The sequence below is a fragment of the Streptomyces sp. NPDC002776 genome, from assembly GCF_053592195.1.
On the sequence record NZ_JBSFVG010000007.1, the window covers coordinates 279321 to 301472 of the forward strand.

Here is a 22152-nt window from a genome sequence, read left to right on the forward strand (position 1 = left end):
GTCAGGGACAGGCGTACGTGAACTGAGCGGTGGCCGTATCGCCGGTCGGCGAGAGGATCTCGAGTTCGGCCCGCGCCGTGCGGTGGCCCTCGCCCTGGAAGGTCCACCTCAGGTGCAGGCGTGCCTGCTCCTGCCCCCTCACCAGCACCTCGCGCAGGACGCCTGAGGTGGTGCCGTCGCTTCTGGTCCAGCGGTAGGAGAGCGTGCCGGGACTGCCGTTCGTCGTCACCACGCCCACGATGTCGGCTGTTTCGTCGCACCCGAGAACCGTCGGCCGGGCCGTGACAGCCACCGTGCTCACCTCGACGGACGGCCCCAGGCGCTGCCAGGCGAGGAAGCCGAGGACACCGACCAGCACCAGGGCCGGGAGCGCGTGTCTGCGCATCCGCCGGCGAGGGGGCGCCGGGGGTGCGGTCATCGTCGGGAGGGTCACGTGCGTGCGGTGCGCGACGGCGGCGGTGACGCCCGGGCCGAAGCGCAGCACGGTGCCGTCGACGCGGTCGGGTGGGGGCGCGGACGGGGTCTCCTCGACGCGCGTGTCGCTGGAGGCCGGTCCCTGGACCCAGTGGCTGGCCAGCACCGTGGCGCTGTACTCCGCGGATGCGGGGACCCGCGTCGGTTCGCGGTCCTCGGTCCGTGCGGGCGTGCGGTCGCCGTGAGCGGTCATCGGATGTCGCACCGCCTGGTCAGGAGCTGCTGAGAGGCGGTACCGCCGGCGGCGGCGGGGTCCGTCGTGGTCTGGACGGTCCAGTAGCAGCCGGTGTTCTGGAACGTGTGGTCGACGGTGATCGCGTAGGTGGTGGCTCCGCTGCGCGTGAAGGTCTGCGGCGCACCGTCGGCGGCGCCGGGCTGTCCGCCGGTGTCGCTCGTGGACCACGAGACGGTGAGGGAGATCGGCCCGGTGCCGTCGGTCGTGACATTGAGGGTGGCGGTGGCGGTCGTGGCGCCGGTCTGGCTGAAGCCCGACACCGAGACGGCCTTGACGGCGGGCGCGGCAGGGGACGGGGGAGCGTCGGTCGTCGGGGCCGCCGTGGTCTCGGTGCCCGCGGGCGGCGGCGTCGTGCCCTCCTCTGCGGCGGCGGGGGGTGCTTCGCCCTCGGTGGCCGCCGGGTCCGAGGGCGACGGGCTCTCCGACGTGGTGGCCGAGGAGGGGGAGGGGGAGGCGGACGCCGTGGGTACGGCGGTTCCCGCGGGTTCCGCGTCGGGCCGGGCGCTGGTCGTGGCCAGGGCTTGTGCCGCCTGCTGAGCGGCGGGCCCAGGGTCGAACGGGGTGCCGTAGGCCAGGAGCGCTCCGAGGACGACGGCCGCGACCGACACCAGCATGCCGGGCCGGCCGGGCAGCCACGACCGTGCGGGGACGGGGCCGGGCCCCTGCCGGGGCAGGATCGTGCGGGCGGTGTCCGTGGTGCTGCGCGGGGTGCCCCGGCCCGAGGGCAGCAGCAGGGGCAGCAGCGCCACGAGGGCGGCGAGCCGTCCCCGGCCCCGTTCCTCCCAGTCGGGCCCGTAGGCGGTGCCGGCGACGGCCTCCAGTTCCGTGACGAACTCCGCTGCCTGCGCGGGCCGTTGCTCCGGGTCCTTGGCCAGACCGCGGCGGACCAGCTCCCGTACGGCCTCGGGAGCCTCCTCGGCGGGGACGGGCGCCTCGACATGCTGCAACGCCAGCTCGGCGAAGTTGTCGCCCGAGAAGGGCCTGCGGCCCGTCAGGCACTCGAAGAAGGTGGCCGTGGCGGCGTAGACGTCGGCGGCGGGTGAGGCGGGCGCGCCGGTCCACTGCTCGGGGGACATGTACGAGGGGGTGCCCGCCACGCCGGCGCTGGTGCCCGAGTCCACCGCGATCCCGAAGTCGACGAGCTTGGACGATCCGTCCGGCACGACCAGGACGTTCTCCGGCTTGTAGTCGCGGTGGACGACGCCGACGCGGTGGGCGTCGGCCAGGCCGAGCAGCGATCCCTTCAGGATGGCGAGCGCGGCTTCCGGGTCGAGCGGGCCGTGCCGGGTCAGCAGGGTCCGCAGGGAGACGCCGTCCACCAGCTCCATCACGATGGCGGCGCCGTGCGGGCTCTCCACGTACTCGTACAGACCGGTGACGTACGGGCTCTCCAGGCCGCCGAGCAGCCGGGCCTCGGCCCGGAAGCCGTACACGAAGCCGGGCCGGGTGAGCAGCGCTTCGCTGAGGTACTTCACGGCGACCGCGACGCCGGTCTCCTCGTGGACGGCCAGCACGACCCGCCCGCTGGCTCCCGAGCCCAGCTCCAGCGAGTCGGTGTAGCCGGGCACTTCCCATGTGCTCATGCGCTCAGAGACACCGTTTTCAGCCAGTGCGGTTGCGGGACCAGACGTAAAGGTGAGACGTACCCGGACCGTGACACACCCCGGAACCATGATCGAAAAGAGAACAAACCGGTAACGGCGGGCAACGAAAAGGGGATTGGAGAGGTCTAGTCCGCCATGAAGATCTCTTTTCTGATCCACAACGCGTACGGCATCGGAGGCACGATCACCACCACCCTCAACCTGGCCCAGGCGCTGGCGGCGCGCCACGACGTGGAGATCGTCTCGGTGTTACGCCATCGGGAACGCCCGAATTTCACCGTGGACCCGAGAGTCCGCCTGCGACCGCTGGTGGACCTGCGGACGGAAAAGGACGATCCGCTCCACTGCAGACCCGCGCGCGTGTTCCCCGCCGCTGAGTACCGCTACCAGCAGTACAGCGAGCTGACCGACCGGCGCATCGCCGAGTGGCTGGAAGGGACCGACGCCGACGTGGTGATCGGCACCCGCCCCGGGCTCAATGTGCACCTGGCGTCCCAGGCCCCGCCCCAGGTCGTCCGCGTCGGGCAGGAGCATCTCACCCTCGACAACCATCCGCCCGCGCTGCGCACCGCGCTGCGCCGGGCCTACCGAGGGCTCGACGTGCTCACCACCGTCACGGAGGCGGACGCCGCCGCCTACCGGCGCAAGATGCGGTTGCCCGGGGTCAGGGTGCAGGCGCTGCCCAACAGCGTCCCCGACCCCGTGCTGCCTGCCGCGGACGGCCGCGCGAAGGTGGTGGTCGCGGCCGGGCGGCTGGTGCCGGTGAAACGTTACGACCTGCTCGTGGGGGCGTTCGCCCGGGTGGCCGCCGAGCACCCGGACTGGCAGCTGCGGATCTACGGCAAGGGGGAGGAGCGGGACCGGCTGCGCCGGCTCGTCCAGCGCCTCGGCCTGTACGACAACGTCTTCCTCATGGGTGCGGCCGCCCCGATGGAGGCGGAGTGGGTCAAGGGCTCGATCGGCGCGGCCGCGTCCGACTTCGAGCCGTTCGGCATGACCCTCGTCGAGGCGATGCGCTGCGGACTGCCCGTGGTGAGCACCGACTGTCCCTACGGCCCCGGCGAGATCATCAAGGACGGGGAGGACGGCCGACTGGTGCCGGTCGGGGACAGCGGGGCGCTGGCGGAGGCTCTGCTCGAACTCGTGGGCGACGACGAGCGACGCCGACGCATGGGCCGTACGGCCATGGAGAACGCCCGGCGCTTCGCCCCGGGTCCCGTCGTCGAGCAGGCCGAGCGCCTGATCGACGAGGCGATGTCGGCGAGAAGGGCCGGCCGGCCGGTCGCCCCGGAACGTGACGGGTTCCAGCGCGCCCTGGTCAGCCGGGGCTTCGCCGCGCGCGACGCCGCCCATGCCGCGGCCGGCGGTGCGCTGCGCGCCGTACGGAAAGGACAGCGATGAACCGGGAACCGGGCACGACCCAGGACACACAGCTCCGTGTCCACTGCACGGCCGACGCGGACGGCCGCATCACCTTCCGCCTTCCCGCCCTCGACGCGCCACAGCCCCACGTGCTGCTGCGGCTGCGTCCGAAGAAGGGACAGACCGAGGAAACCGTTCAAGTCCTCCCGGCCGAGGCGGTGGACGACGGCACCCGGCGCGCCGTCCTGGAGCCGCAGCCCGCTCTCGCCGAGGGACGGTGGGACGTGTACCTGCTGCCCGAGCCGGGAGCGCCGCGACAGCGCCTGCGTCCCGCCCTGCGGGACGTGCGGGCCCTGGTCGACGGGCACACCCGTGACCGGCCCTCGCCGGTGGCGGTGCGGGTCCCGTACACCACCAAGGACGGCTATCTCGCGGTACGGACATGGCTGCGCACCGCGCATGCCGAGGTCGAGGGCATTGCCGTGACGGACGGGTCGATGACGGTCACGGCGCGCTCGCACGGGGCCACGCTGGCGGCCGGAGCCGTCGTACGACTGCGCGCGAGGGGCACCAAGGGCGCTGTGCTGACCCGGGAGCCGCAGGTCGAGAGCGGTGGCCGGCGGTTCTCCTTCACCGTGGACTTCGCCGAGCTGGTCGCCGCCCGAGCCGGGAGTGACCGCGTCTGGGACCTCAGCGTGCAGCCTCGATCCGCCGCCGGAGCCACCGCCCGTATCGGCCGTCTCCTCGACGACCTGGCGGAGCGCAAGGAAGTCTTCGTGTACCCCTCGGCCACCCTCGCCGGTGCCGTGGTACGCCCGTACTACACGGTCGACAACGACCTCTCCGTGGAGGTGACAGCTGTCCAGCCCCAGTGAGTCCCAGGGTCCGTCCTTCGGCGGTTACCGGACGGGTGGCCTGTGGGCCGCGGCAGCGATCTCCTGCGGAGCGCTGGTCGTCGGCTCGGCGGTCGCTCTGTTCGGCATGATCGAGTTCGACGAGCGGTGCATGCAAGGGCTGACCACAGGGCCGGGCGAACTCCTGCGGACGCGGGAGCAGGCGTTTCCGCCGGCGACGGTCTGCGAGTTCCAGCACGGGGACGTCGTCTCGATCGGCGGCCGCGGAGTGCTCGGTGTGCTGCTCTGGGGCAGCCTGCTGGTCATGGTCGTCTGCCTGTTCGTGGCGCTGATCGCGGAGTGCTGCGAGCCGCCGCTCGGCAGTGACCTGGTTGAGCCGAGGTCGCGCACGGAAAAGCTCCGCCGCACAGGGACGGCGCTCTTCGTGACCGGCTCGGTGTTCCTCATGTTCTACGCGCTGGCCGGATGGCGGCTGTTCACGGGACCGTCGTCGGTCTGCTCGGCGGGCGGGGACTGGGGAGAGCACGCGCCCAGGACACTGGAGTACAGCTTCTTCCCGCCCCAGGCGACCTGCCAGTACACCAGCGGCATGACACGGCGGATGAACCCCGACTGGCTGGCCTCACTGACGGTTCAGTTGTCGCTCCCCGCGCTGCTGGCGGGCATCGGCTTCGCCCTGGCCTGGCGGCGATGTCGATCAGGGAGCAGACCGGAGCCCGCAGCCCCGTACAGGTGATCGTCAGCACCCCGAAGGGAGTACTGCCAGGGCCCCGTGACCCGTTCGCTTCTATCGTGGAACGTCTCACCCACGCTCGGCGCCGAGGCAGGGCAGTACATGCGGGAACCGCAGATCGACTACGCGGCGGTCTTCCATGCCCTGCCCGGGATGGTGGCGCTGCTCACCCCCGACCTGGTCTACGTCGACGCCAACGAGGACTTCCTCCGGCTGGCCGGGCGCACCCGCGAGCAGATGCTGGGCCGGTACATCTTCGACGTCTTCCCCGAGAACCCCAACGAACCGGCCGCGGCCGGCATGCGCGAGACCCGGGAGTCGATGCAGCGGGTCGTCGCCACCGGCGAGCGCGACACCATGGCGCTGCTCCGCTACGACATCGAGGACCCCCAGCGGCCCGGTCACTGGCAGGAGCACTACTGGAGCCCGGTCAACGCGCCCGTCCTCGACGCCGACGGACAGGTGGTGCTGCTGGTGCACCGGGTGGAGGAGGTCACCGACCTCATCCGCGCCTTCGGCCGCCGGGGCGGCGACAGCCGTGACCGCGTCCTGGAGGCCGAGCTGTACACCCGGGCCCGCGAACTCCAGCAAGTCAACGAAAGGCTGCGCAAGGCGCACGCCCGCGAACGTGAGGTCGCCCTGGCACTGCAGGCGGCGCTGCTGCCGCCGCCCGGCCCGAGCGGCCCGCACCCCGCGGCCGTGCGCTACCAGCCCGCCATCGGCGCCCTGAACGTGTGTGGTGACTGGTACGACCTGGTCGACCTGCCCGACGGGGACCTCGCGGTCGCCGTGGGCGATGTGGTCGGTCACGGTCTGGCGGCCGCCTGCGCCATGGGCCAGCTGCGCAGTGCCCTGAGCGCGGCGTGCCGGGTCGCGGACGGCCCGGCCCAGGCCCTGGACGCCCTCGGTCTGTACGCCCGCTCGGTCGAGGGCGCCGAGTCGAGCACCGCGGCCACCGCTTTCGTAGACCGGGGCGCCCGCTGCGTCCGCTACAGCTGCGCCGGTCACCCGCCGCCCGTGCTGCTCCGCCCCGACGGCACCGTGACCTTCCTCGACCAGGCCACCGACCCCCCGCTCGGCGCCCGGCCGGAGCACGTCCCCCGCGTCCAGGCCAGTACGCCGTTCACCGAGGGCAGCGTCCTGGTCCTGTACACCGACGGTCTGATCGAGCGCCGCGACGAGGACATCGACGTCGGCCTGGGCCGCCTGGCCGACTCGCTCACCCGGCATCGGCACGCCGAACCCGAGGCCCTCGCCGACGCTCTGCTGTCCGACCTCCTCCCACCCACCGGAAACACCGACGACACGGCCCTGGTCGTCATCCGCCTCTGAGCCGGCGTACCGGCATGCCCGTCACCGCCGACGGGCCCGGCTCCCCCAGCCGCTGCCGATTCCGGCGACGTGCAGGGCCAGCAGGGCCAGCCCGATCAGCATCACGTTGGTCGAGGTGAACACGTCGTTGGTCCCGATCTCCGCCGCATTGATGAGCCAGGCGATGAAAAAAAGGACCGCCGCAATGATCGCAAGCACGTTTGCCTCCCAGTTCGTCCGGTTGTCGTATGCCGTATGCCCCCGGCGAGGCGATGGACACGGTCACGCCCGTTGTGAACGCGCACGCCCGGTGTGAAGCCGACGGGGCGCCCGCCGTCATCGCCCCGCCGTAGAGTGGAAGGTCCGGATCCGCCCCTTGCGGCACTCCCGCACGACCCCACCGGAGCCCGCATGCACCACCCGTCCACCGGCCCGGACGACGGCTCCGGCACGCTGTTCGGGCTGGACGCCCTCGACCCCGGACCGGCCCCCGCCCCCTCGCGCGCCCAACCCTTCCGGGACTCCGTCGCGGCACGCCGGCTGCTGCCGGTGCGGGAGATCCACGCGGAACCCGCCGCGGCGGCGTCCCCGCGAGGCAGACAGGTCCTGAGCCGCTTCCCCGAGGCGCGGCTGATCACCGTGGACTCCCACTGGCGCATTCCCGGACTGCACGGCAACGAGGGCAACGTCGACCGCTGGGTCCGGATCAAGGGCGAGACGGTCGTCCTCGGCGAGAAGAAGACGCTCACCACCCGCCCCAACGGCAGATCCGCCGACTGGATCGCCCCGGGCACCTCCAACGGGTGCGCCATGGCCTGCGCGTACTGCTACGTGCCGCGCCGCAAGGGGTACGCCAACCCGATCACCGTCTTCACCAACATCGACCGGATCATCGCCCACCTCGCCCGGCACATCGCACGCCACGGACCCAAGCCGGAGCCGAACCAGTGCGACGCCCACTCCTGGGTGTACGACATCGGGGAGAACGGCGACTGCTCGGTGGACGCCCTGATCTGCGACAACACCGCGGACCTCGTCCACGCCTTCCGGCGCTGGCCCACCGCCAAGGCATCGTTCGCCACCAAGTTCGTCAACCCCGACCTCCTCGCCCTGGACCCCAGCGGCCGCACCCGCATCCGCTTCTCGCTGATGCCGCCCGACGACTCCCGCCTGCTGGACGTACGGACCTCACACGTCGCCGAGCGCATCGCCGCCGCCGCGGACTTCCTCGACGCCGGTTACGAGGTGCACTTCAACCTCTCGCCGGTGGTCGTCCGGCCCGGCTGGCAGGACGCCTGGGCGGAGCTGCTGAGGCAGCTCGACGACGTGCTGCCCGAGCGGGTGAAACGGCAGGCCGCCGCCGAGGTGATCATGCTGACGCACAACCGGGAACTGCACGAGGTCAACCTCGGCTGGCACCCCCGCGCCGAGGACCTGTTGTGGCGGCCGGAGATCCAGCAGCCCAAACGGTCCGAGAACGGCGCCCTCAACGTCCGCTACCGCAACGGCGTCAAGGCCGAGGCGGTCGCTTCCCTGCGCTCCTTGATCCACCTCCACGCCCCCTGGCTGGACGTCCGCTACGCCTTCTGACCGGTCGCCCTCCGGGGGAGCCGGGAGCCGGGAGAGCGCTCCCCGAAGGCGCCGCCCAGCGGGTAGGGTGCGGGGATGATCAGGCGGCTGCCGACCCTGGAGGACGTCGCGCGGGAGGCGGGGGTCTCACGGGCGACCGTCTCCCGGGTCATCAACGGGGTGCGCAACGTCGATCCCGCCATCCAGAGCGTGGTGCGCGACGCCGTAGCGCGTACCGGGTACTCACCGAACAGGGCCGCGCGCTCCCTGGTCACCCGCCGGACCGAGACCATCGCGCTGGTCGTCTCCGGAGCGGGCGAACCCCAGGGCGGGAAGGGCTCGTTCGCCGCGCGGATGCTGGCGGACCCCTTCTTCGGCCGGGTGGCCGGGGGAGTGATCGACTTCCTGCGCCCGCGGTCGATGCACCCCGTGCTGATGTTCGCCGACTCCGAGGCGACCCGTGCCGAGGTGGTGGCCTTTGTGCGGCAGGGCAGCGCGGACGGCGCACTGGTGGTCTCCACGCACGCGGAGGACCCGCTGCCCGAGCAGCTGGCCGAGGCGGCCCTGCCCTGCGTGCTGTTCGCGCGCCCGGCACGGCCGGTCCCGGTCAGCTACGTGGACCTCGCCCACGCCGACGGTGGCCGACTGGCCGCCGAGCATCTCCTGGCCCGCGGTCGCCGACGGCTCGCGACGGTCACGGGACCGCTCGACGTGCCCGCCGGACAGGACCGGCTGGCCGGGTTCCGGGACGCGCTGGCGCGGCGCGGTCACCCGTACATCCCGATCGTCGAGGGTGGCTTCACCTACGACAGCGGTGCCACGGCGATGGCGCGGCTGCTGACCGAGCACCCGCACATCGACGGGGTGTTCGTGGCCAACGACCTGATGGCGCAGGGAGCCTGCGACGTGCTGCGGGAACACGGCAGACGGGTGCCGGACGATGTCGCGGTGATCGGGTTCGACGACTCCAGCGCGGCCCTCGCCTGCCGGCCCGCGCTGACCACCGTCCGGCAGCCGATGGAGGAGATGGCGGGCACGATGGCGCAGCTCCTCCAGGAGCACATCGAGGGCGGCCGCACCGAACCGACCTCGGTCATCTTCGAACCGGAGCTGGTGGTGCGCGCGTCGGCATAGGAACGGGATCAGGGCCGTACGCCGACGTCGCCTAGATGTCGGCGCGCAGCGGCTCGCCCACCTCGTGCATGTGCCGCAGCGCCTGACGGTAGGAGTCGACGAGGCCGGTCTCCGCGTAGGGGATGCCGAGGTTGCGGCAGTGGGCCTTCACCATGGACTGGGCGAGCCTCAGGTGAGGGCGGGGCATGCTGGGGAACAGGTGGTGCTCGATCTGGTAGTTGAGGCCGCCGAGGAACCAGTCGGTGGCGATGCCGCCCTTGATGTTGCGCGATGTCAGGACCTGGCGGCGCAGGTGTCCCCACTTCTCGCCGTCGGGGTCGGGCATGTCCATCCCCTTGTGGTTGGGCGCGAACGCCAGGCCCAGGTGCAGCCCGAACAGGGCCTGATGGAGCGCGGCGAAGACGAGTGCGTGCGCGAGGGGCATGGTCGTCAGGAGCAGGGTGACGTACCCGGCGACGTGGGCGATGAGCAGCGCGCCCTCGACCAGGCGCTCGCGGCCGCGTCGGCGGCGCACGTCCTGGAAGCCGGAGAGCTTCAGAGCGAGGCCTTCCAGGAGGGTGAGGGGGAAGAAGAGCCATGCCTGATGGCGGGTGAGCCAGCCGCGGAAGCCCGTGCGGCCGGCGGCCTGCCCGCTGGTGAAGACGAGGACGTCGGCGGCGACGTCCGGGTCCTTGTCGATGTGGTTGGGGTTGGCGTGATGGCGGTTGTGCTTGTCGTTCCACCACCCGTAGCTCATACCGAGCAGCAGATTGCCGTGGATGAGCCCGATGGTGCGGTTCGTGGCACGGTTGCCGCTGATCTGGGCATGGCCCGCGTCGTGCCCGATGAACGCCGTCCGGGCGCACAGGGTCGCGAGGACCGGGGCGAGGGCGAGGACCCACCACGAAGCGCCGAGGAATGCCATGCCGGTGCCGACGGTGACCAGGCCCAGGGCGTTGGTGACGATGGTGCGCGCGTACCAGCCGGTACGCCGGTCGAGGAGCCGTTGTCCCTTGACGGCCCGCAGCAGGGGCGTGAACTCGCTGCTCGTGTCCGGTGGCGCTTGCCTCGCGGTGGCCTGCTCGGGGTGCGGCAGGGTGGTTTCGCCGGCCAAGGGCATGGGTGTACTCCGGTGTGGGTGCGGTGGATGGTGGTGCTGCGTCGCGTGGCTCGTCAGCCCGTGCGAATGAACCTACGGAGCCGATGGGCCGGCGGCCATGGAGCCATCACCCGGCCGATCCGGGGGAGCGCCCGCGTGCTCATGGGGGGTTGACCGCAGGTCACGCGGCGGATGGCGGCAGCCCGCCGCCAGGGTCGACGCCCCCTGGTCGGGCCCGACCGCCGACGTCCCGGAAATTTCTTTTCCGGGAATCGGTGTGTGGGGGATTCTTCGGGGTAGACGCGCCTCTGCCGGTCACTGGACCGGTGTTGATCGGCATTGTTCTACAGGGAGGGGTGTGTGATGGTCGCGACGACCGTGCAGGCTGCTGAGCGGACCACGGACGTCTTGGAGGGGGTGGAGGCGCGGCGCGTGGCCCCCCGGGACGCGCGCGAGCTGTCGCGGCACTTCTTCGACCAGCTGGCGGTGCTGGAAGAAGGCACTGAGGAGTTCCAGTACGTCCGCAACACCCTGATCGAGATGAACATGTCCTTGGTCCGGTATGCGGCGGGCCGGTTCCGCAGCCGTGGGCCGCAGGAGATGGAAGACATCGTCCAGGTCGGCATGATCGGTCTGATCAAGGCGATCGACCGGTTCGAGATTTCCCGCGAGGTCGAGTTCACCTCCTTCGCGGTCCCCTACATCGTGGGTGAGATCAAGCGGTTCTTCCGTGACACCTCGTGGGCGGTGCATGTGCCGCGGCGTCTTCAGGAGGCGCGCGTGCAGCTGGCCCGCGCGACCGAGGAGCTGCGCAGCCGCCTCGGCCGTACGCCCACCACCAAGGAACTCTCCGAGCTGATGTGCCTGCCGGAGGAGGAGATCGTCGAGGCCAGGCTGGCGTCCAACGCCTACACCTCCGCCTCCCTGGACGCCGCGATCAACAGCAGTGACGACGGGGAGACGGCACTCCAGGACTTCATCGGTGCCGAGGACGCCGCCCTCGACCTGGTCGAGGACCTGCACTGCCTCGCGCCGATGATCGCCGAACTGGACGAGCGCGATCGCAAGATCATTCACTGGCGCTTCGTCGAGGAGCTGACTCAGGCCCAGATCGCCGAGCACCTGGGGATCTCGCAGATGCACGTCTCACGGCTGCTCTCACGCCTGCTGGCCCGCCTGCGCGAAGGCATGCTGACCACGCGCTGACCCTCCCCGGGCGGGAGGCGGTCGGGCTGACCAGCCCCTTGGAGGTGACGTACTCCAAGGGGCTGCGGCGTTGTCTTTCCCCCTGTAAGAGGTGGATACCGAGTTCGGGGCCAAGGAACTCCAGGAACGCGACGTCTCCGAGCTCGTCGCCCTGGTGAACGAAGCCGAGCGCCTCCTCCGACGGGGCGCCGCTCGTCAGATGCGGCAGGCCGGGCTCGAAGGACGTCACCACCTGGCCGTCAAGGGCGTAAGTAACGCGGCTGAAGCCCTTGGCTGTCCGTATGGCGGCTGTGCGCCTCCAGCGCATACGCCCACCCGGCCACCGAGCCCGCTCGGACGATGACGGTCGGCGGAGTGGGCAGAAAGCCGCCGCTCGTCAGCCTGGCGATCGCCGCTTCGTTCCCAGTCCGGGAAGTCAGGGTCACCCCATCCCGTCAGCAGCAACTCCGCCGCTGACCGGGTGAGCGGGACAATCCGGGCGTCCCGGGCACCGACAGCGCGCAGCAGCTCGTACGGGGAGAGCCCTTCGCTGAGGGTGAGCGTGAATCCGATGTCGTAGGCGTCGGCTGTCCACCGCAGTCTGTTCTCCCCGAGTCTCTGATCCACCGGTTCCCCCTCCGCACGATGCCTGCCGCGCGCGGGCGGCCTTCGCGGAGAGACGTTGGCGCCCGGCACTGACACCGCCCCCGGAAGCCGAGAAGGTGCCGCGATGTGGGTACTCATGAGGAGTCTGGGAGGAGACCTGGGGCTGTGGACATAGATGCATGGCTGTTGACCGCGGAGGAGCGCGGTAACCGCGCGACGCGGCTGGACCGGCGTCGGTCGGATGGTGCGGGTTGGTCGTGCGGAAATGAGGTGCGTCCTCTGGTTCATGGGGCGACGTACTTCGCGGAGCTGCTCCGCGCGGTCCGGGCGCAGCGGGCCGGCGATCTGCTGCTGTTCACCGACTGGCGCGGCGACCCCGACGAGCGCCTCGACGGTCCCGGGAGCGAGATCGGGGCCGTCCTGGCAGCGGCGGCCGAGCGCGGTGTGATCGTCAAGGGGCTGGTGTGGCGCTCCCACCTGGACCGCTTCCAGTTCAGCGAGGCGGAGAACCGCCACCTCGGCGAGCAGGTCGCCGCGGCGGGCGGCGAGTTCCTGCTGGACATGCGGGTACGTCCGGGCGGATCGCACCACCAGAAGTTCATCGTGCTCCGGCACGCCGACCGACCCGAGCTGGACGTCGCGTTCGTCGGAGGCATCGACCTGTGCCACAGCCGCAACGACGACGCGAGCCACCGCGGCGACCCCCAGCCCTTGCCGCTCGCCGCCGCGTACGGCCCCAATCCGCCGTGGCACGACCTCCAGCTCGCGATCCGCGGACCGGCCGTCGGCGACCTGGAGGCCTGCTTCCGTGAACGCTGGGAGGATCCGGCGCCCCTCACCCGCAGCCCGCTCGTCCGCCTGCGCGAGCTCGTGCACCACGAGGACGTCCACGCCGACCCGCTCCCGCCCCAGCGACCCGACCCTTCCCCCCGCGGCACGGCCACGGTCCAGATCCTGCGCACCTACCCCAACCGCCTCCTGCGCGGCTACGACTTCGCGCCCGACGGCGAACGCAGCATCGCGCGCGGCTACCGCAAGGCATTGCGCCGGGCCCGGGCCCTGATCTATCTGGAGGACCAGTACCTGTGGTCCCCGCGCGTGGTGGAGTGCTTCGCCGAGGCCCTGAGCAGCAACCCCCGCCTGCGCCTGATCGCGGTCGTCCCTTCCTTCCCGGACCAGGACGGTTCCGTCAGCCTGCCGATGAACCTGGTCGGCCGCGTCGCCGCCCTGAACAGGCTGCGGCAGGCCGGGGGCGACCGCGTGGGGGTGTACGGCCTGGAGAACCATGCCGGAACCCCGGTGTACGTACACGCCAAGGTCTGCGTGATCGACGACGTGTGGGCCTCGGTCGGATCGGACAACGTCAACCTGCGCTCCTGGACCCACGACTCAGAGCTGTCCTGCGCCGTCCTGGACGAGTCCAGGGACCCGCGCGAGCCGCACGACCCCGGCGGCCTCGGCGACGGCGCTCGCGGCTTCGCCCGCAACCTGCGCCTGGAGCTGTCGCGCGAGCACTTGGACCGCGAGGACATGGAGGTGCAGGAAGCCGACGAACTCTGCGATCCGGTAAGCGCCTTCGACGCCTTCGCGCAGAGTGCCGCCGCCCTGGACTCCTGGCACCGCAACGGCCGCCACGGCCCTCGACCGCCGGGCAGGCTGCGTCCCTACCGCTCACCGAGGATGTCCCGTACGGCGCTGACGCTCGCGAAGCCGCTGCACCGTATCCTGGTCGACCCGGACGGCAGGCCCTTCATGCTGCGGCGCCGCAATGAGTTCTGACGCAGGGCGGCGGATCTGCACCGTCGTATCCCTGGAGGGCGGGTTCACCGGCGCGACAGGGGCGCACCCGATCCCCAGGGACCCGGCACCTCTCAGCCGCTGATGTCGAGCGCTGTTCCGTACAACCGGTCGACCTTCAGCCGGATGACCACGCGACGCTCGGCGACCAACTGCTCCAGGAACGCGTCCTCGTCCTCCGGCTTCGCGGTGGCGGGGATCATCCCGAGCAACTCCCGCCCGACCGCGTCCCCGGGCTCCGTCGTGGTCTCGGAGACCTCGGCGTCACCCTCGGCGACAGCGAAGGACCACACGTCGCCGCCCTGCACATGCACCGAGGCACGGGGATTGCGGCGCAGATGCCCGATCTTGATCCGGTCGGCCGTGGTCGAGAACCGCACGATGCGCGCCTCGGGGTCCCAGCTGTACAGCATGGTGGTCAGGTGGGGGTGGCCGCTGCGCTTGACGGTGGCGAGCGTTCCGAACTGCTGCTTGCCGAGCAGGGCGGAGAGGGCTTCGTCGGACAGGGCGCGAGGTGCTGGTCCTTGAGTCATGACGTGATCAACGTCCGTGACTGCTCAGCTATTTCAGGCCCTCTCGGGCCCCTTTCGTCACCCCTGTGCCGCCAGGGCCTGCTCTGCGGCTCGCAGATGCCCGGCGACCGGTCCGAAGGAGATCAGCCCACTCGTCGCGCCCGCCAACTCCCCCTTGGCGGGGCTGAGTTCCTCGACCGCGCGCCGCAGGATCTGCGTGTGCCCGACGGCTTGGGCGCTGCGGGCGAGCACGCACCACAGGGCCTCCTGGAGCAGGTCGTGCGGGGGCCGCGGTACCCGGTCGAGTGCCTGCCGGGCCAGGTCGGCCGCGCCGGAGCCGGCCAGCAACAGGGGCTTCACCCAAGGCTGGTAGGGGCCGGCGTCGAGGCCGGCGAAGTCGTCGGGACGCGGCAGGGCGTGCTCGGCGCGCAGCACCGGCACGAGCGCGACCAGCGCGTCGGCTCCGTGGGCGAGGCCGGGCATGCCGCAGTCGGCGGTCGCCTCCAGGGCGTCGGAGTAGAGCGGGCGGGCGGCGGCCCAGCCGTCGGTCTCGCAGGTGCGCAGTGCCCGGAACCAGGAGGTGAACACGCCCGCCAGAGGCCGTTCGTGCTGTTCGGCCAGCCGGTCGGTGGCCTCCGCCTCCGCTTGTGCGCCGGTGAAGTCCCCCAGTCCGGCGAGGGCTTGGAGGCGTACGAGTCGTCCGAGGACTTCGTGGTTGGGCAGTTGGTGGCGTTCGGCGAGGCGGATCAGTTCCCGGCCGGTGGCGTCCCGGGAGGCGCTGTTGCCGCAGTGGCCGAACGACTGCATGAAGGCGCCGTTGAGGGCGAAGGCGAGCAGCGTCGGGTCACCGAGCCGCCGTGCGAGAAGGACGGCTTCCTCGGCGGCCCGCTCTGCGCGCGCCCGCCATCCTTCGCGGACCGGCGGGGCGGCGGCCGGGGCGGGCGGGGTGTCGGCTGCCGCGTCCCCGCGGGACTCCACGGCGATGACCGACAGCAGCCGGGCGCGCAGGGCCGGGGTGTCACCGGGGGCCAGCGCCGCGGCGGCGCGGGCCGCGGCCCGGGCGAGCTGCCCGGCGCTTTCGGGGTCGTCGGCGCGGGTCCAGACCGCGGGGACGTCGTAGGACCCGATGACGCGGGCCGTCAGCTCGGCGTCTCCGGTGGCCTCGGCCGCCGCCACCACGTCCCGGCGGTATTCACGGGCCTCGGCCAGGCCGTCGGCGCCGGTGACGGCGAGATCGCGCAACAGGCCCGCCGTGGCGTGCAGCCGGGCCCTGGAGCGGGCCGGCACCGAACGCTCCCAGGCGGCCGCCGCCCGGCCCCACACCCCGTCGGCGATACCGGCGTCCAAGCCGAGATCGCCAGCGGGGGAACCCTTGAGGATCTGCGCCTCGACGCGGGCCAGTGCCGGTCCCGGCCCGGTGCCCGGCTCCCCGCCCAGCGCACCCCGGGCGCGCCGCAACGTCTCCAGGGCGTCCGCGCGCCGACCGGAGCGGGCCAGCGCGGTGGCCAGCAGCACCCAGCCGTCCTCCCGTGCCGGATGCGCCGCGACATGGGCCTCCAGGTCGACGGCCGCTTCCCGGGCGGCGCCGGTGGCCAGCAGTGCGTCGGCCCGGCGCTCCACGGCGTGCAGGCGCAGGGCCTCCAGCCGGGCACGGTCGGCGGCGGCCCATCGGGCGGAGGGGAAGTCGGCGAGGACCGGTCCGCGCCACAGGGCGAGCGCCCCGTCCCACAGCGCTATGGCCGCCTGCGGGGCCGCCGTACCGGCCTGCTGCACCGCATCCTCGAAGCGCCACGCGTCGACCGCGTCACGGCTCGCGCGGAGCGCGTAACCGGGGCCCTGCGTCACCAGGAGCCGGGACGCCTCGCGGGGCGGCCGCCCGGGTTCCAGGGAGCGGCGCAGCGCGGCGACGAAGGTGCGCACCGCCCCCACCGCCGCGGCGGGCGCCTCGTCCTCCCACAGATCCGCCACCAGCCGGTCCACCGTCACCACCCGGCCCCGTGCGGCCAGCAGCCTGCCCAGCACCTCCCGGTGCCGCGGAGCCCCGAGGGCCAGCGGCTCGCCGTCCGCGCTCCAGGCGGCCACCGGCCCCAGCAGTCCGAATGCGACGCCCACGGCACGGTCCCTTCGCGGACGGCTCCGTTGCCGGCGCGCCGTTCCCGTTCACTCATCGATCACTGATCCGGCGCCCGCAGCCTGGATCACGTCGCCGGACGAGCCCGGCCCCAGTCGCCCGGAGCGTCCACTCTGCCACGAGCACCAGGAGTATCCGCGTGTCCCCCCTGAGCATCCCCGGCTTCACCGAACAGCGAGTGACCGTCGACGACGGTGTCGCCCTGCACGCCGCCGTCGGCGGCAGCGGCAGCCCGGTCGTGCTGCTGCACGGCTTCCCGCAGACCCACCTGATGTGGCGGCACGTCGCGGCCGACCTAGCCGCCGACCACACCGTCATCTGCCCCGACCTGCGCGGCTACGGCGCCAGCGACAAGCCCGCCGGGACCGGTCCCGACGTCTACTCCAAGCGCACCATGGGCCGGGACATCGTCCGCCTCGCCGAAGCACTGGGTCACCCCCGCTTCACCCTCGCCGGCCACGACCGGGGCGCCCTCGTCGCCTTCCGCACTGCCATGGACCATCCGCAGGCCGTCTCCCGCGCACTGTTCCTCGACGTGCTGCCGACCCTGGACATGTGGGACGCCCTGCGCGGCGTGTCCGGTGCGGTCGGGTTCCACCTCTACCTGATGGCCCAGGCTCCCGGTCTGCCGGAGGAGATGATCCGGGGAGCCGCCGACAGCTTCTTCTCGTACTTCCTCGACGCCTGGACCCACGACCCCGCCGCCCTGCCCGCCGACGTCCGCCGCCACTACCTCGACGCCTCCGCAGCGGCGGTGGACTCCATCGTGGCGGACTACCGCGCCTCGGCCGCTATCGACGTCGAGCACGACAGCGTCGACCGCGAGAACGGCGACCGGCTCGCCATGCCGGTCACCGTCCTCCAGCAGGACTGGGGCGCCGCCCTCGGCTACCACGCCGAGGGCCTGTGGAGCGCCTGGGCACCCGACCTCCGCCACCGCACCGTCTCGTGCGGCCACTTCATGGCGGAGGAGGACCCGAAGCTGATCGCGGCGGAGATCCGAGCGCTCGCCGATCGCTGAACCGGGGCGCTCGGCACTCGGGGGACGACGTACGGGGCCGACGGGGACAAGGGGTGCTGTCACATCACCGTGGATCGCTGCTCCTGGGAGGAAATGCCGCGTACAGGGCTTCGGCGTGCACTGCGTCCCATTGGCTGATCAGCAGGCGCTCCACTTCACCGTCCCGCATGCGCAGTTCGACTTCCTGTCCCTTGTCGAACTCCACGCGCACCTGCGGGTTCCTGCAGACCGCCTCGGCCTCACCACGCATCACCTCGAACCAGACACCGCGTACGGCATAGCGGAGGTCATTGCCTCGGTGACGCAGCACTCGTAACCGACGGTCGGTCAGCAGGAGCGAAGCACGACGTGGCACCAGGCCCCACAGCGTGCGTCCGTACGTCACCGCACAACCGGCCGTCATCCGCTCGCCCTCAGGAACCCACTGAGACAAGCGCTCACGGTCCACCGACCACCTGGCCGCATCCACCGCCATCCCCCCTTCGTCTCCCAGCGCCACTGTCCGGGGCTCATCTACCCGGAAACACGCGCAAACCAGCCTTACTGCTCACCCAGGGCGGTGGCGCGTTGGTCGACCTCGGTCTTTGCGCGTGGGGCGCCGATGAAACGGGCGGGCCGGAAGGGCCGTAGGAGGTCCTGTTCCTGGTCGGTGGTGATCTCGCTCGCGGCCAGCCGTCCCAGGATCGGTGCCAGGGTGATGCCGCTGTGGGAGACGAGGCAGTAGATGCGGGACTTGCCGGAGGCGTAGCCGGCGACGCTGTGGCCGTCCGCAGCTACCTGGACCGGTGCGCAGGTCGAGGCGGACGTCTCGCTCGCGACCGAGATGCTCGGGATGGGCCTTGAGGGGTGGTTGGCCGACCTCAAGGCCGCGGCGGAGGCGCGGGGTTGCGCGGCACCGCGGTTGCCGCGGCACTCCCCTGCGACCTGGCCGGGAAAGCCAGGACATGGGGGACCGCCTCCCGCAGGTTGACGAAGTGACGGTGCACCCCCTCCACCGCGGCGGCCGCGTCCACGATCACTTCGGGCACCGGCAGACCCGTCCGCAGGAAACGGCCGCGCATCCGGTGCTCGTAGTTCGAGGTGACCAGCGCCCAGGTTCCCGCGGTCCCGTGGGCAGACCGTGCAGCAGTTCCGACGCCCCGTCGCAGGCCGTGTGCACCCCGGATCGGACGTCCTCGTCCTCCAGTTCGTGCAGCGCGGCGAGGCACTCGCGCGGATCCCGGTCCGCTGCGACCTGGGTGAAGGTCTCCATCGGCCGGGTCCGCAGGGCCACTTGATACACCTCGGCCGCATCCAGCCCGTACCGTTCCGCCCAACTTCCCCACACCCGGCGTTAGTTGCTCATCGCGTCGATCAACGTGCCGTCGACGTCGAACAGGACGTACTTGGTGCGGTCCGGCCGCGCGGGGTCACTGGTCACCCGTCGATCATGCCAGGCAGCGACCAGACGATCGCGGGGCGCCGCCCGGGCGGGACGAGGCCTCCTCACATTCCTGGGTCGTCGCGGCGCAGCCAGGTGCCGATGGCGCTCGCCAGCTCGTCGCGGTCGGTGAAGAGATGTCCGTCCATGCCGACGCCCTGCGCGGCGCTGACGTTCTCCGCGCGGTCGTCGACGAAGAGGAAGTCGGTCGGGGCGGCCCGCATGGCGTCGACGGAGTGCTGGAAGGCCGCCGGAGCAGGCTTCGCCACGTTGATCCGGCCGGAGAAGGCGACGTGGTCCAGCTCGTGCAGCCACGGCTGCGCGGCGAGGAAGGCGTCCGCGTGGTCCGGGGGGATGTTGGACAGCAGGGCGACCTCGGCGACACCGCGCAGGGACCGGACGTAGGCGACCATCCGGTCGTCGACGCGGGACCAGCTGTCGATGTCGGTGAGGCGCAGTTCCTCGATCGTGTCGGCGTCCGCGGGCAGGGCCAGGCGTCGCAGTACGGCGGTCCAGTACTCGGGCGGGGACTGGCGGCCCGCGTCGTAGGGCGGGCGGCAGGCCCAGTAGGCCGTGGTGAATGCGGGAGTGGACGCTCGGCAGCGGGCGGCCATCTTGTCCAGGGCGCCGGGGCGTTGGTGGCGGGCGACGACCCCGAAGAGGTCGAACAGGATGATGTTGCGCTCGGTCGGCATGGTGGTGGGATCCTCCGGATTCCGGGAGACCTTCAGTGGCTGCTCGCCGCTGTTTCGCGGGTGGGCTCGGATCCGGTGCACAGGACCGCCGCTGCGGCCGCGGTGATCGCACACAACAGGGTGAGCAGGAGGAAGGTGTGGTTCAGGGCGACGAGGTGGGTCAGCCAGCCGATGACGGCGGGGCCGGCGAGCATGCCGACGTAGCCGAGCCCGGCGACGCGGGAGACGTTGGCCCCGGCGGCGGAGGGGTCGGCGTGCCCGGCCGCGCTGAACAACTGCGGGACACAGCCGGACAGTCCGAGCCCGAACAGCGCCCAGCCCGCGAACGCGGCCCACGTCCACGGTGCGAGGGCGACGAGTGTGATGCCGACGGCAGCGGTGGCCGCTCCGTGGCGGAGGATCGCCATGGACCCCATCCGGGCGGCGAAGCGGTCGGCGAGCAGCCGGCCGACGGTCATCGTCGCCGCGAAGGTGCCGTAGGCGAAGGCGGCCGTGCTCGCGGGAGCCCCGAGGACGTCCTTCAGGTGCAGCGCGCTCCAGTCGTTGGCGGCTCCCTCGCAGAGCATGACCATCATGGCGAGGGCGGCGAGGATCCAGATGCGCCCGCTGGTCTTGCGGTGCTGGGTGGTGGGCGCTTGCGCGGCCTCCTCGGCGGCAGCGGTGGGTTCGGTCGGCAGCAGAGTGCGGGCCGGCAGGAGAGCGAGGACCGCGCACAGGGCTCCTACGGCGGTCATGCTCGTGGCCGGGCTCAGGCCGGCGCTCGCCGTGGCCGCGCCGACGAGTGCGGCGAGGACTCCGCCGACCGAGAACGTGGCGTGGAAGGCCGACATGACGGGACGGCCGTACGCCTTCTCCACGTGCACCGCGTGGGCGTTCATGCTCACGTCCAGGCTGCCGTTGCAGAACCCGAAGACCAGCAGCGCACCGGCCAGCGTCCACGGATCCTGGGCCAGCCCGGGCAGCACCAGGGCCGCGCCGCACAGGACGCCGGTGACGGGGACGACGATGCGCGCCCCCAGCCGGTCGGTGAGCCGCCCGGCCGCCTGCATGCCGGTGAAGGCTCCCAGTCCGAGCAGCACCAGGAGGCCGCCGAGCGTGGAGTGGCTGATGTCCACGCGCTCCTCGATGGCGGGGATGTGCACGACCCAGGCGCCCATGGCCGTGCCGCACAGGATGAAGTACGCGAAGGTCGCCGCTCGGGCTGAGCGCAGCGAATGATTCATGCCCATGACCGTAATGAACATGTGCGGTGATTGAACACTGGCATTTCGCACACATTGACTGTTCATTTGCGGGCGTGTTGAATCGAGGTATGAGCAATGGGGACCGGCACGGGATCATCGCGCAGGCCGTCCGGGAGTCGGGCAGGACCACGGTCCAGGAACTCGCCGCGCTGACCGGCGCCTCCGAGATGACCATCCGGCGCGATCTCGACGCGCTGGCCGCGCAAGGTGTCCTCGAACGCGTTCGTGGCGGCGCGCGCACCCTGCTGCTGCGGGGCGAGGAGCCGCCCTTCGCGCTCCGCGCTCACGAGGCCGTCGACGCCAAGCGCCGTATCGCTGTCGAGGTGTCCTCGCTCATCGCCGACGGCGAGACCGTCCTCCTCGACAGCGGCACCACCTGCCTGGAGATCGCCCATCTGCTGCGCCGCAGACCGGTCACGGTGATGCCGCTGTCCCTCCAGGCCGTCCAGGTGCTCGGCGAGGGCCCGGCCCCGGCCCGGCTGCTGGTGCCCGGCGGGCAGCCACGGGCCGCCGAGGGAGCGCTCACCGGCCCGCTCACGCTCGCGTCACTGGCGGCACTGCGCTTCGACACGGCCGTCATGGGCTGCTGCGGTCTGAGCGCGGCAGAGGGCCTGACCGCCTACGACCTCGACGACGCGGCCGTGAAGAAGGCCGGCCTCGCCTCCGCGCGCCGCATCCTCGTCGCCGCCGACGCCAGCAAGCTCGGCCGCACCGCCTACGCCTACGTCGGCCCCTCCACCCTCCTGCACACCCTGGTCACCGACAGCTCGGCCCCCGCCGACGAGATCGCCGCCCTCGAAGACACCGGCACCCTTGTGAGGACCGTCTGACAGAACCGCGGCAGACCCCGCCAGCCGGTCCACCCCGCTTGCACCGAGCGCCCCCGAGGCCGCCCCTTAGACCCTCGTCGGCCGGTTCGCCCTGCTTCCTCCGAGTGGCCCGGAGCCGCCCCTTAGACCCTCGTCAGCCGGTCTGCCCCGCTTCCACCGAGCGGCCGGAGCCGCACCTGAGAATCCCGGCAGCCGGTCTGCCCCGCTTGCGCCGAGCGCCCCGGAGCCGCCCCTCAGAACCCCGGCAGCCGGTCCGCCCTGCTTCCACCGAGCGGCCGGAGCCGCACCTGAGAATCCCGGCAGCCGGTCTGCCCCGCTTGCGCCGAGCGCCCCGGAGCCGCCCCTCAGAACCCCGGC

At 72.0% G+C, this 22152-nt stretch carries 20 protein-coding genes and 1 pseudogene; 10 read left to right on the top strand and 11 right to left on the bottom strand.

Going from position 1 to position 22152, the window contains the following annotated elements:
- Position 1: 1 nt before the first annotated feature.
- Positions 2-667 carry a hypothetical protein gene (locus ACWD11_RS17345; RefSeq protein ID WP_451283830.1) on the bottom strand — a complete coding sequence of 222 codons (666 nt, stop codon included), beginning with the start codon at positions 665-667 and terminating at the stop codon, positions 2-4.
- Positions 664-2292 carry a protein kinase domain-containing protein gene (locus ACWD11_RS17350; protein WP_451283832.1) on the bottom strand — a complete coding sequence of 543 codons (1629 nt, stop codon included), beginning with the start codon at positions 2290-2292 and terminating at the stop codon, positions 664-666. The genes ACWD11_RS17345 and ACWD11_RS17350 overlap by 4 nt, the downstream gene beginning before the upstream one ends.
- A gap of 156 nt (positions 2293-2448) precedes the next feature.
- Between ACWD11_RS17350 and ACWD11_RS17355 the strand changes: the two genes are divergently transcribed.
- The 4 genes from ACWD11_RS17355 to ACWD11_RS17370 all read left to right on the top strand — a co-directional run bounded on the left by ACWD11_RS17355 (position 2449) and on the right by ACWD11_RS17370 (position 6594).
- Entirely contained in the window at positions 2449-3714 is a 1266-nt protein-coding gene (locus tag ACWD11_RS17355; RefSeq protein WP_451283834.1) for a glycosyltransferase family 4 protein, read from the top strand.
- The gene (locus ACWD11_RS17360) at positions 3711-4550 is read left to right on the top strand and encodes a transferase (RefSeq protein ID WP_451283836.1); all 840 of its coding nucleotides are present in this window, start codon (positions 3711-3713) and stop codon (positions 4548-4550) included. The genes ACWD11_RS17355 and ACWD11_RS17360 overlap by 4 nt, the downstream gene beginning before the upstream one ends.
- Positions 4551-4656: 106 nt before the next feature.
- Positions 4657-5265: a hypothetical protein gene (locus ACWD11_RS17365; protein ID WP_451283838.1), complete on the top strand. Its 609-nt coding sequence runs from the start codon at positions 4657-4659 to the stop codon at positions 5263-5265.
- A gap of 99 nt (positions 5266-5364) precedes the next feature.
- A complete protein-coding gene (locus ACWD11_RS17370; protein WP_451283840.1) occupies positions 5365-6594 on the top strand; it encodes a PP2C family protein-serine/threonine phosphatase in 1230 nt (409 codons plus the stop codon).
- 21 nt (positions 6595-6615) lie between these two features.
- Here ACWD11_RS17370 and ACWD11_RS17375 read toward each other — a convergent pair whose 3' ends face one another.
- A complete protein-coding gene (locus ACWD11_RS17375) occupies positions 6616-6792 on the bottom strand; it encodes a hypothetical protein (protein ID WP_389417324.1) in 177 nt (58 codons plus the stop codon).
- 192 nt (positions 6793-6984) lie between these two features.
- Between ACWD11_RS17375 and ACWD11_RS17380 the strand changes: the two genes are divergently transcribed.
- Both ACWD11_RS17380 and ACWD11_RS17385 read left to right on the top strand, forming a co-directional pair.
- On the top strand, positions 6985-8163 hold the full coding sequence (locus ACWD11_RS17380; protein WP_451283842.1) for a spore photoproduct lyase family protein: 1179 nt from the start codon (positions 6985-6987) through the stop codon (positions 8161-8163).
- A gap of 75 nt (positions 8164-8238) precedes the next feature.
- Positions 8239-9276, top strand: coding sequence for a LacI family DNA-binding transcriptional regulator (locus tag ACWD11_RS17385; protein ID WP_451283844.1), 1038 nt, complete (start codon positions 8239-8241; stop codon positions 9274-9276).
- A 31-nt stretch (positions 9277-9307) separates the two neighbouring features.
- On the opposite strand, the gene ACWD11_RS17390 is transcribed toward ACWD11_RS17385, so the two are convergent.
- Positions 9308-10375 carry a fatty acid desaturase family protein gene (locus ACWD11_RS17390; RefSeq protein ID WP_451283845.1) on the bottom strand — a complete coding sequence of 356 codons (1068 nt, stop codon included), beginning with the start codon at positions 10373-10375 and terminating at the stop codon, positions 9308-9310.
- 342 nt (positions 10376-10717) lie between these two features.
- Between ACWD11_RS17390 and ACWD11_RS17395 the strand changes: the two genes are divergently transcribed.
- Together ACWD11_RS17395 and ACWD11_RS17400 are read left to right on the top strand one after the other, a co-directional pair.
- Complete coding sequence (locus tag ACWD11_RS17395) at positions 10718-11560, top strand: SigB/SigF/SigG family RNA polymerase sigma factor (RefSeq protein WP_389417327.1); 843 nt, start codon at positions 10718-10720, stop codon at positions 11558-11560.
- Between the two features lie 855 nt (positions 11561-12415).
- Complete coding sequence (locus tag ACWD11_RS17400) at positions 12416-13924, top strand: phospholipase D family protein (protein ID WP_451283847.1); 1509 nt, start codon at positions 12416-12418, stop codon at positions 13922-13924.
- 92 nt (positions 13925-14016) lie between these two features.
- On the opposite strand, the gene ACWD11_RS17405 is transcribed toward ACWD11_RS17400, so the two are convergent.
- Both ACWD11_RS17405 and ACWD11_RS17410 read right to left on the bottom strand, forming a co-directional pair.
- Positions 14017-14475 carry a PPOX class F420-dependent oxidoreductase gene (locus ACWD11_RS17405; protein WP_451283849.1) on the bottom strand — a complete coding sequence of 153 codons (459 nt, stop codon included), beginning with the start codon at positions 14473-14475 and terminating at the stop codon, positions 14017-14019.
- A gap of 57 nt (positions 14476-14532) precedes the next feature.
- Positions 14533-16566 (bottom strand): BTAD domain-containing putative transcriptional regulator, encoded by a 2034-nt coding sequence (locus ACWD11_RS17410; RefSeq protein ID WP_451283851.1) that lies wholly within the window; start codon positions 16564-16566, stop codon positions 14533-14535.
- A gap of 158 nt (positions 16567-16724) precedes the next feature.
- Here ACWD11_RS17410 and ACWD11_RS17415 point away from each other — a divergent pair, with 158 nt between their 5' ends.
- Positions 16725-17606, top strand: coding sequence for an alpha/beta fold hydrolase (locus ACWD11_RS17415; protein ID WP_451283853.1), 882 nt, complete (start codon positions 16725-16727; stop codon positions 17604-17606).
- A 64-nt stretch (positions 17607-17670) separates the two neighbouring features.
- Here the strand turns inward: ACWD11_RS17415 and ACWD11_RS17420 are convergent, their stop codons facing one another.
- The 5 genes and pseudogenes from ACWD11_RS17420 to ACWD11_RS17440 all read right to left on the bottom strand — a co-directional run bounded on the left by ACWD11_RS17420 (position 17671) and on the right by ACWD11_RS17440 (position 20944).
- Positions 17671-18081 carry a hypothetical protein gene (locus ACWD11_RS17420; RefSeq protein ID WP_451283855.1) on the bottom strand — a complete coding sequence of 137 codons (411 nt, stop codon included), beginning with the start codon at positions 18079-18081 and terminating at the stop codon, positions 17671-17673.
- A 65-nt stretch (positions 18082-18146) separates the two neighbouring features.
- Positions 18147-18470: a hypothetical protein gene (locus tag ACWD11_RS17425; RefSeq protein ID WP_389417489.1), complete on the bottom strand. Its 324-nt coding sequence runs from the start codon at positions 18468-18470 to the stop codon at positions 18147-18149.
- A pseudogene (locus ACWD11_RS17430) lies at positions 18467-18933 on the bottom strand (hypothetical protein). The gene ACWD11_RS17425 and the pseudogene ACWD11_RS17430 overlap by 4 nt, the downstream one beginning before the upstream one ends.
- 158 nt (positions 18934-19091) lie before the next feature.
- Positions 19092-19721 carry an HAD family hydrolase gene (locus tag ACWD11_RS17435; RefSeq protein WP_451283857.1) on the bottom strand — a complete coding sequence of 210 codons (630 nt, stop codon included), beginning with the start codon at positions 19719-19721 and terminating at the stop codon, positions 19092-19094.
- 32 nt (positions 19722-19753) lie between these two features.
- Positions 19754-20944 (bottom strand): MFS transporter, encoded by a 1191-nt coding sequence (locus tag ACWD11_RS17440; RefSeq protein WP_451283859.1) that lies wholly within the window; start codon positions 20942-20944, stop codon positions 19754-19756.
- An 89-nt stretch (positions 20945-21033) separates the two neighbouring features.
- Between ACWD11_RS17440 and ACWD11_RS17445 the strand changes: the two genes are divergently transcribed.
- Complete coding sequence (locus ACWD11_RS17445) at positions 21034-21795, top strand: DeoR/GlpR family DNA-binding transcription regulator (RefSeq protein ID WP_451283861.1); 762 nt, start codon at positions 21034-21036, stop codon at positions 21793-21795.
- Positions 21796-22152: the final 357 nt, after the last annotated feature.

Bases quoted from the DNA above. Each gene is read 5' to 3' on its own strand.
- ACWD11_RS17345 (WP_451283830.1), bottom strand. From the start codon at position 667: ATGACCGCTCACGGCGACCGCACGCCCGCACGGACCGAGGACCGCGAA.
- ACWD11_RS17350 (WP_451283832.1), bottom strand. From the start codon at position 2,292: ATGAGCACATGGGAAGTGCCCGGCTACACCGACTCGCTGGAGCTGGGC.
- ACWD11_RS17355 (WP_451283834.1), top strand. From the start codon at position 2,449: ATGAAGATCTCTTTTCTGATCCACAACGCGTACGGCATCGGAGGCACG.
- ACWD11_RS17360 (WP_451283836.1), top strand. From the start codon at position 3,711: ATGAACCGGGAACCGGGCACGACCCAGGACACACAGCTCCGTGTCCAC.
- ACWD11_RS17365 (WP_451283838.1), top strand. From the start codon at position 4,657: ATGATCGAGTTCGACGAGCGGTGCATGCAAGGGCTGACCACAGGGCCG.
- ACWD11_RS17370 (WP_451283840.1), top strand. From the start codon at position 5,365: ATGCGGGAACCGCAGATCGACTACGCGGCGGTCTTCCATGCCCTGCCC.
- ACWD11_RS17380 (WP_451283842.1), top strand. From the start codon at position 6,985: ATGCACCACCCGTCCACCGGCCCGGACGACGGCTCCGGCACGCTGTTC.
- ACWD11_RS17385 (WP_451283844.1), top strand. From the start codon at position 8,239: ATGATCAGGCGGCTGCCGACCCTGGAGGACGTCGCGCGGGAGGCGGGG.
- ACWD11_RS17390 (WP_451283845.1), bottom strand. From the start codon at position 10,375: ATGCCCTTGGCCGGCGAAACCACCCTGCCGCACCCCGAGCAGGCCACC.
- ACWD11_RS17395 (WP_389417327.1), top strand. From the start codon at position 10,718: ATGGTCGCGACGACCGTGCAGGCTGCTGAGCGGACCACGGACGTCTTG.
- ACWD11_RS17405 (WP_451283849.1), bottom strand. From the start codon at position 14,475: ATGACTCAAGGACCAGCACCTCGCGCCCTGTCCGACGAAGCCCTCTCC.
- ACWD11_RS17420 (WP_451283855.1), bottom strand. From the start codon at position 18,081: ATGGCGGTGGATGCGGCCAGGTGGTCGGTGGACCGTGAGCGCTTGTCT.
- ACWD11_RS17435 (WP_451283857.1), bottom strand. From the start codon at position 19,721: ATGCCGACCGAGCGCAACATCATCCTGTTCGACCTCTTCGGGGTCGTC.
- ACWD11_RS17440 (WP_451283859.1), bottom strand. From the start codon at position 20,944: ATGAATCATTCGCTGCGCTCAGCCCGAGCGGCGACCTTCGCGTACTTC.
- ACWD11_RS17445 (WP_451283861.1), top strand. From the start codon at position 21,034: ATGAGCAATGGGGACCGGCACGGGATCATCGCGCAGGCCGTCCGGGAG.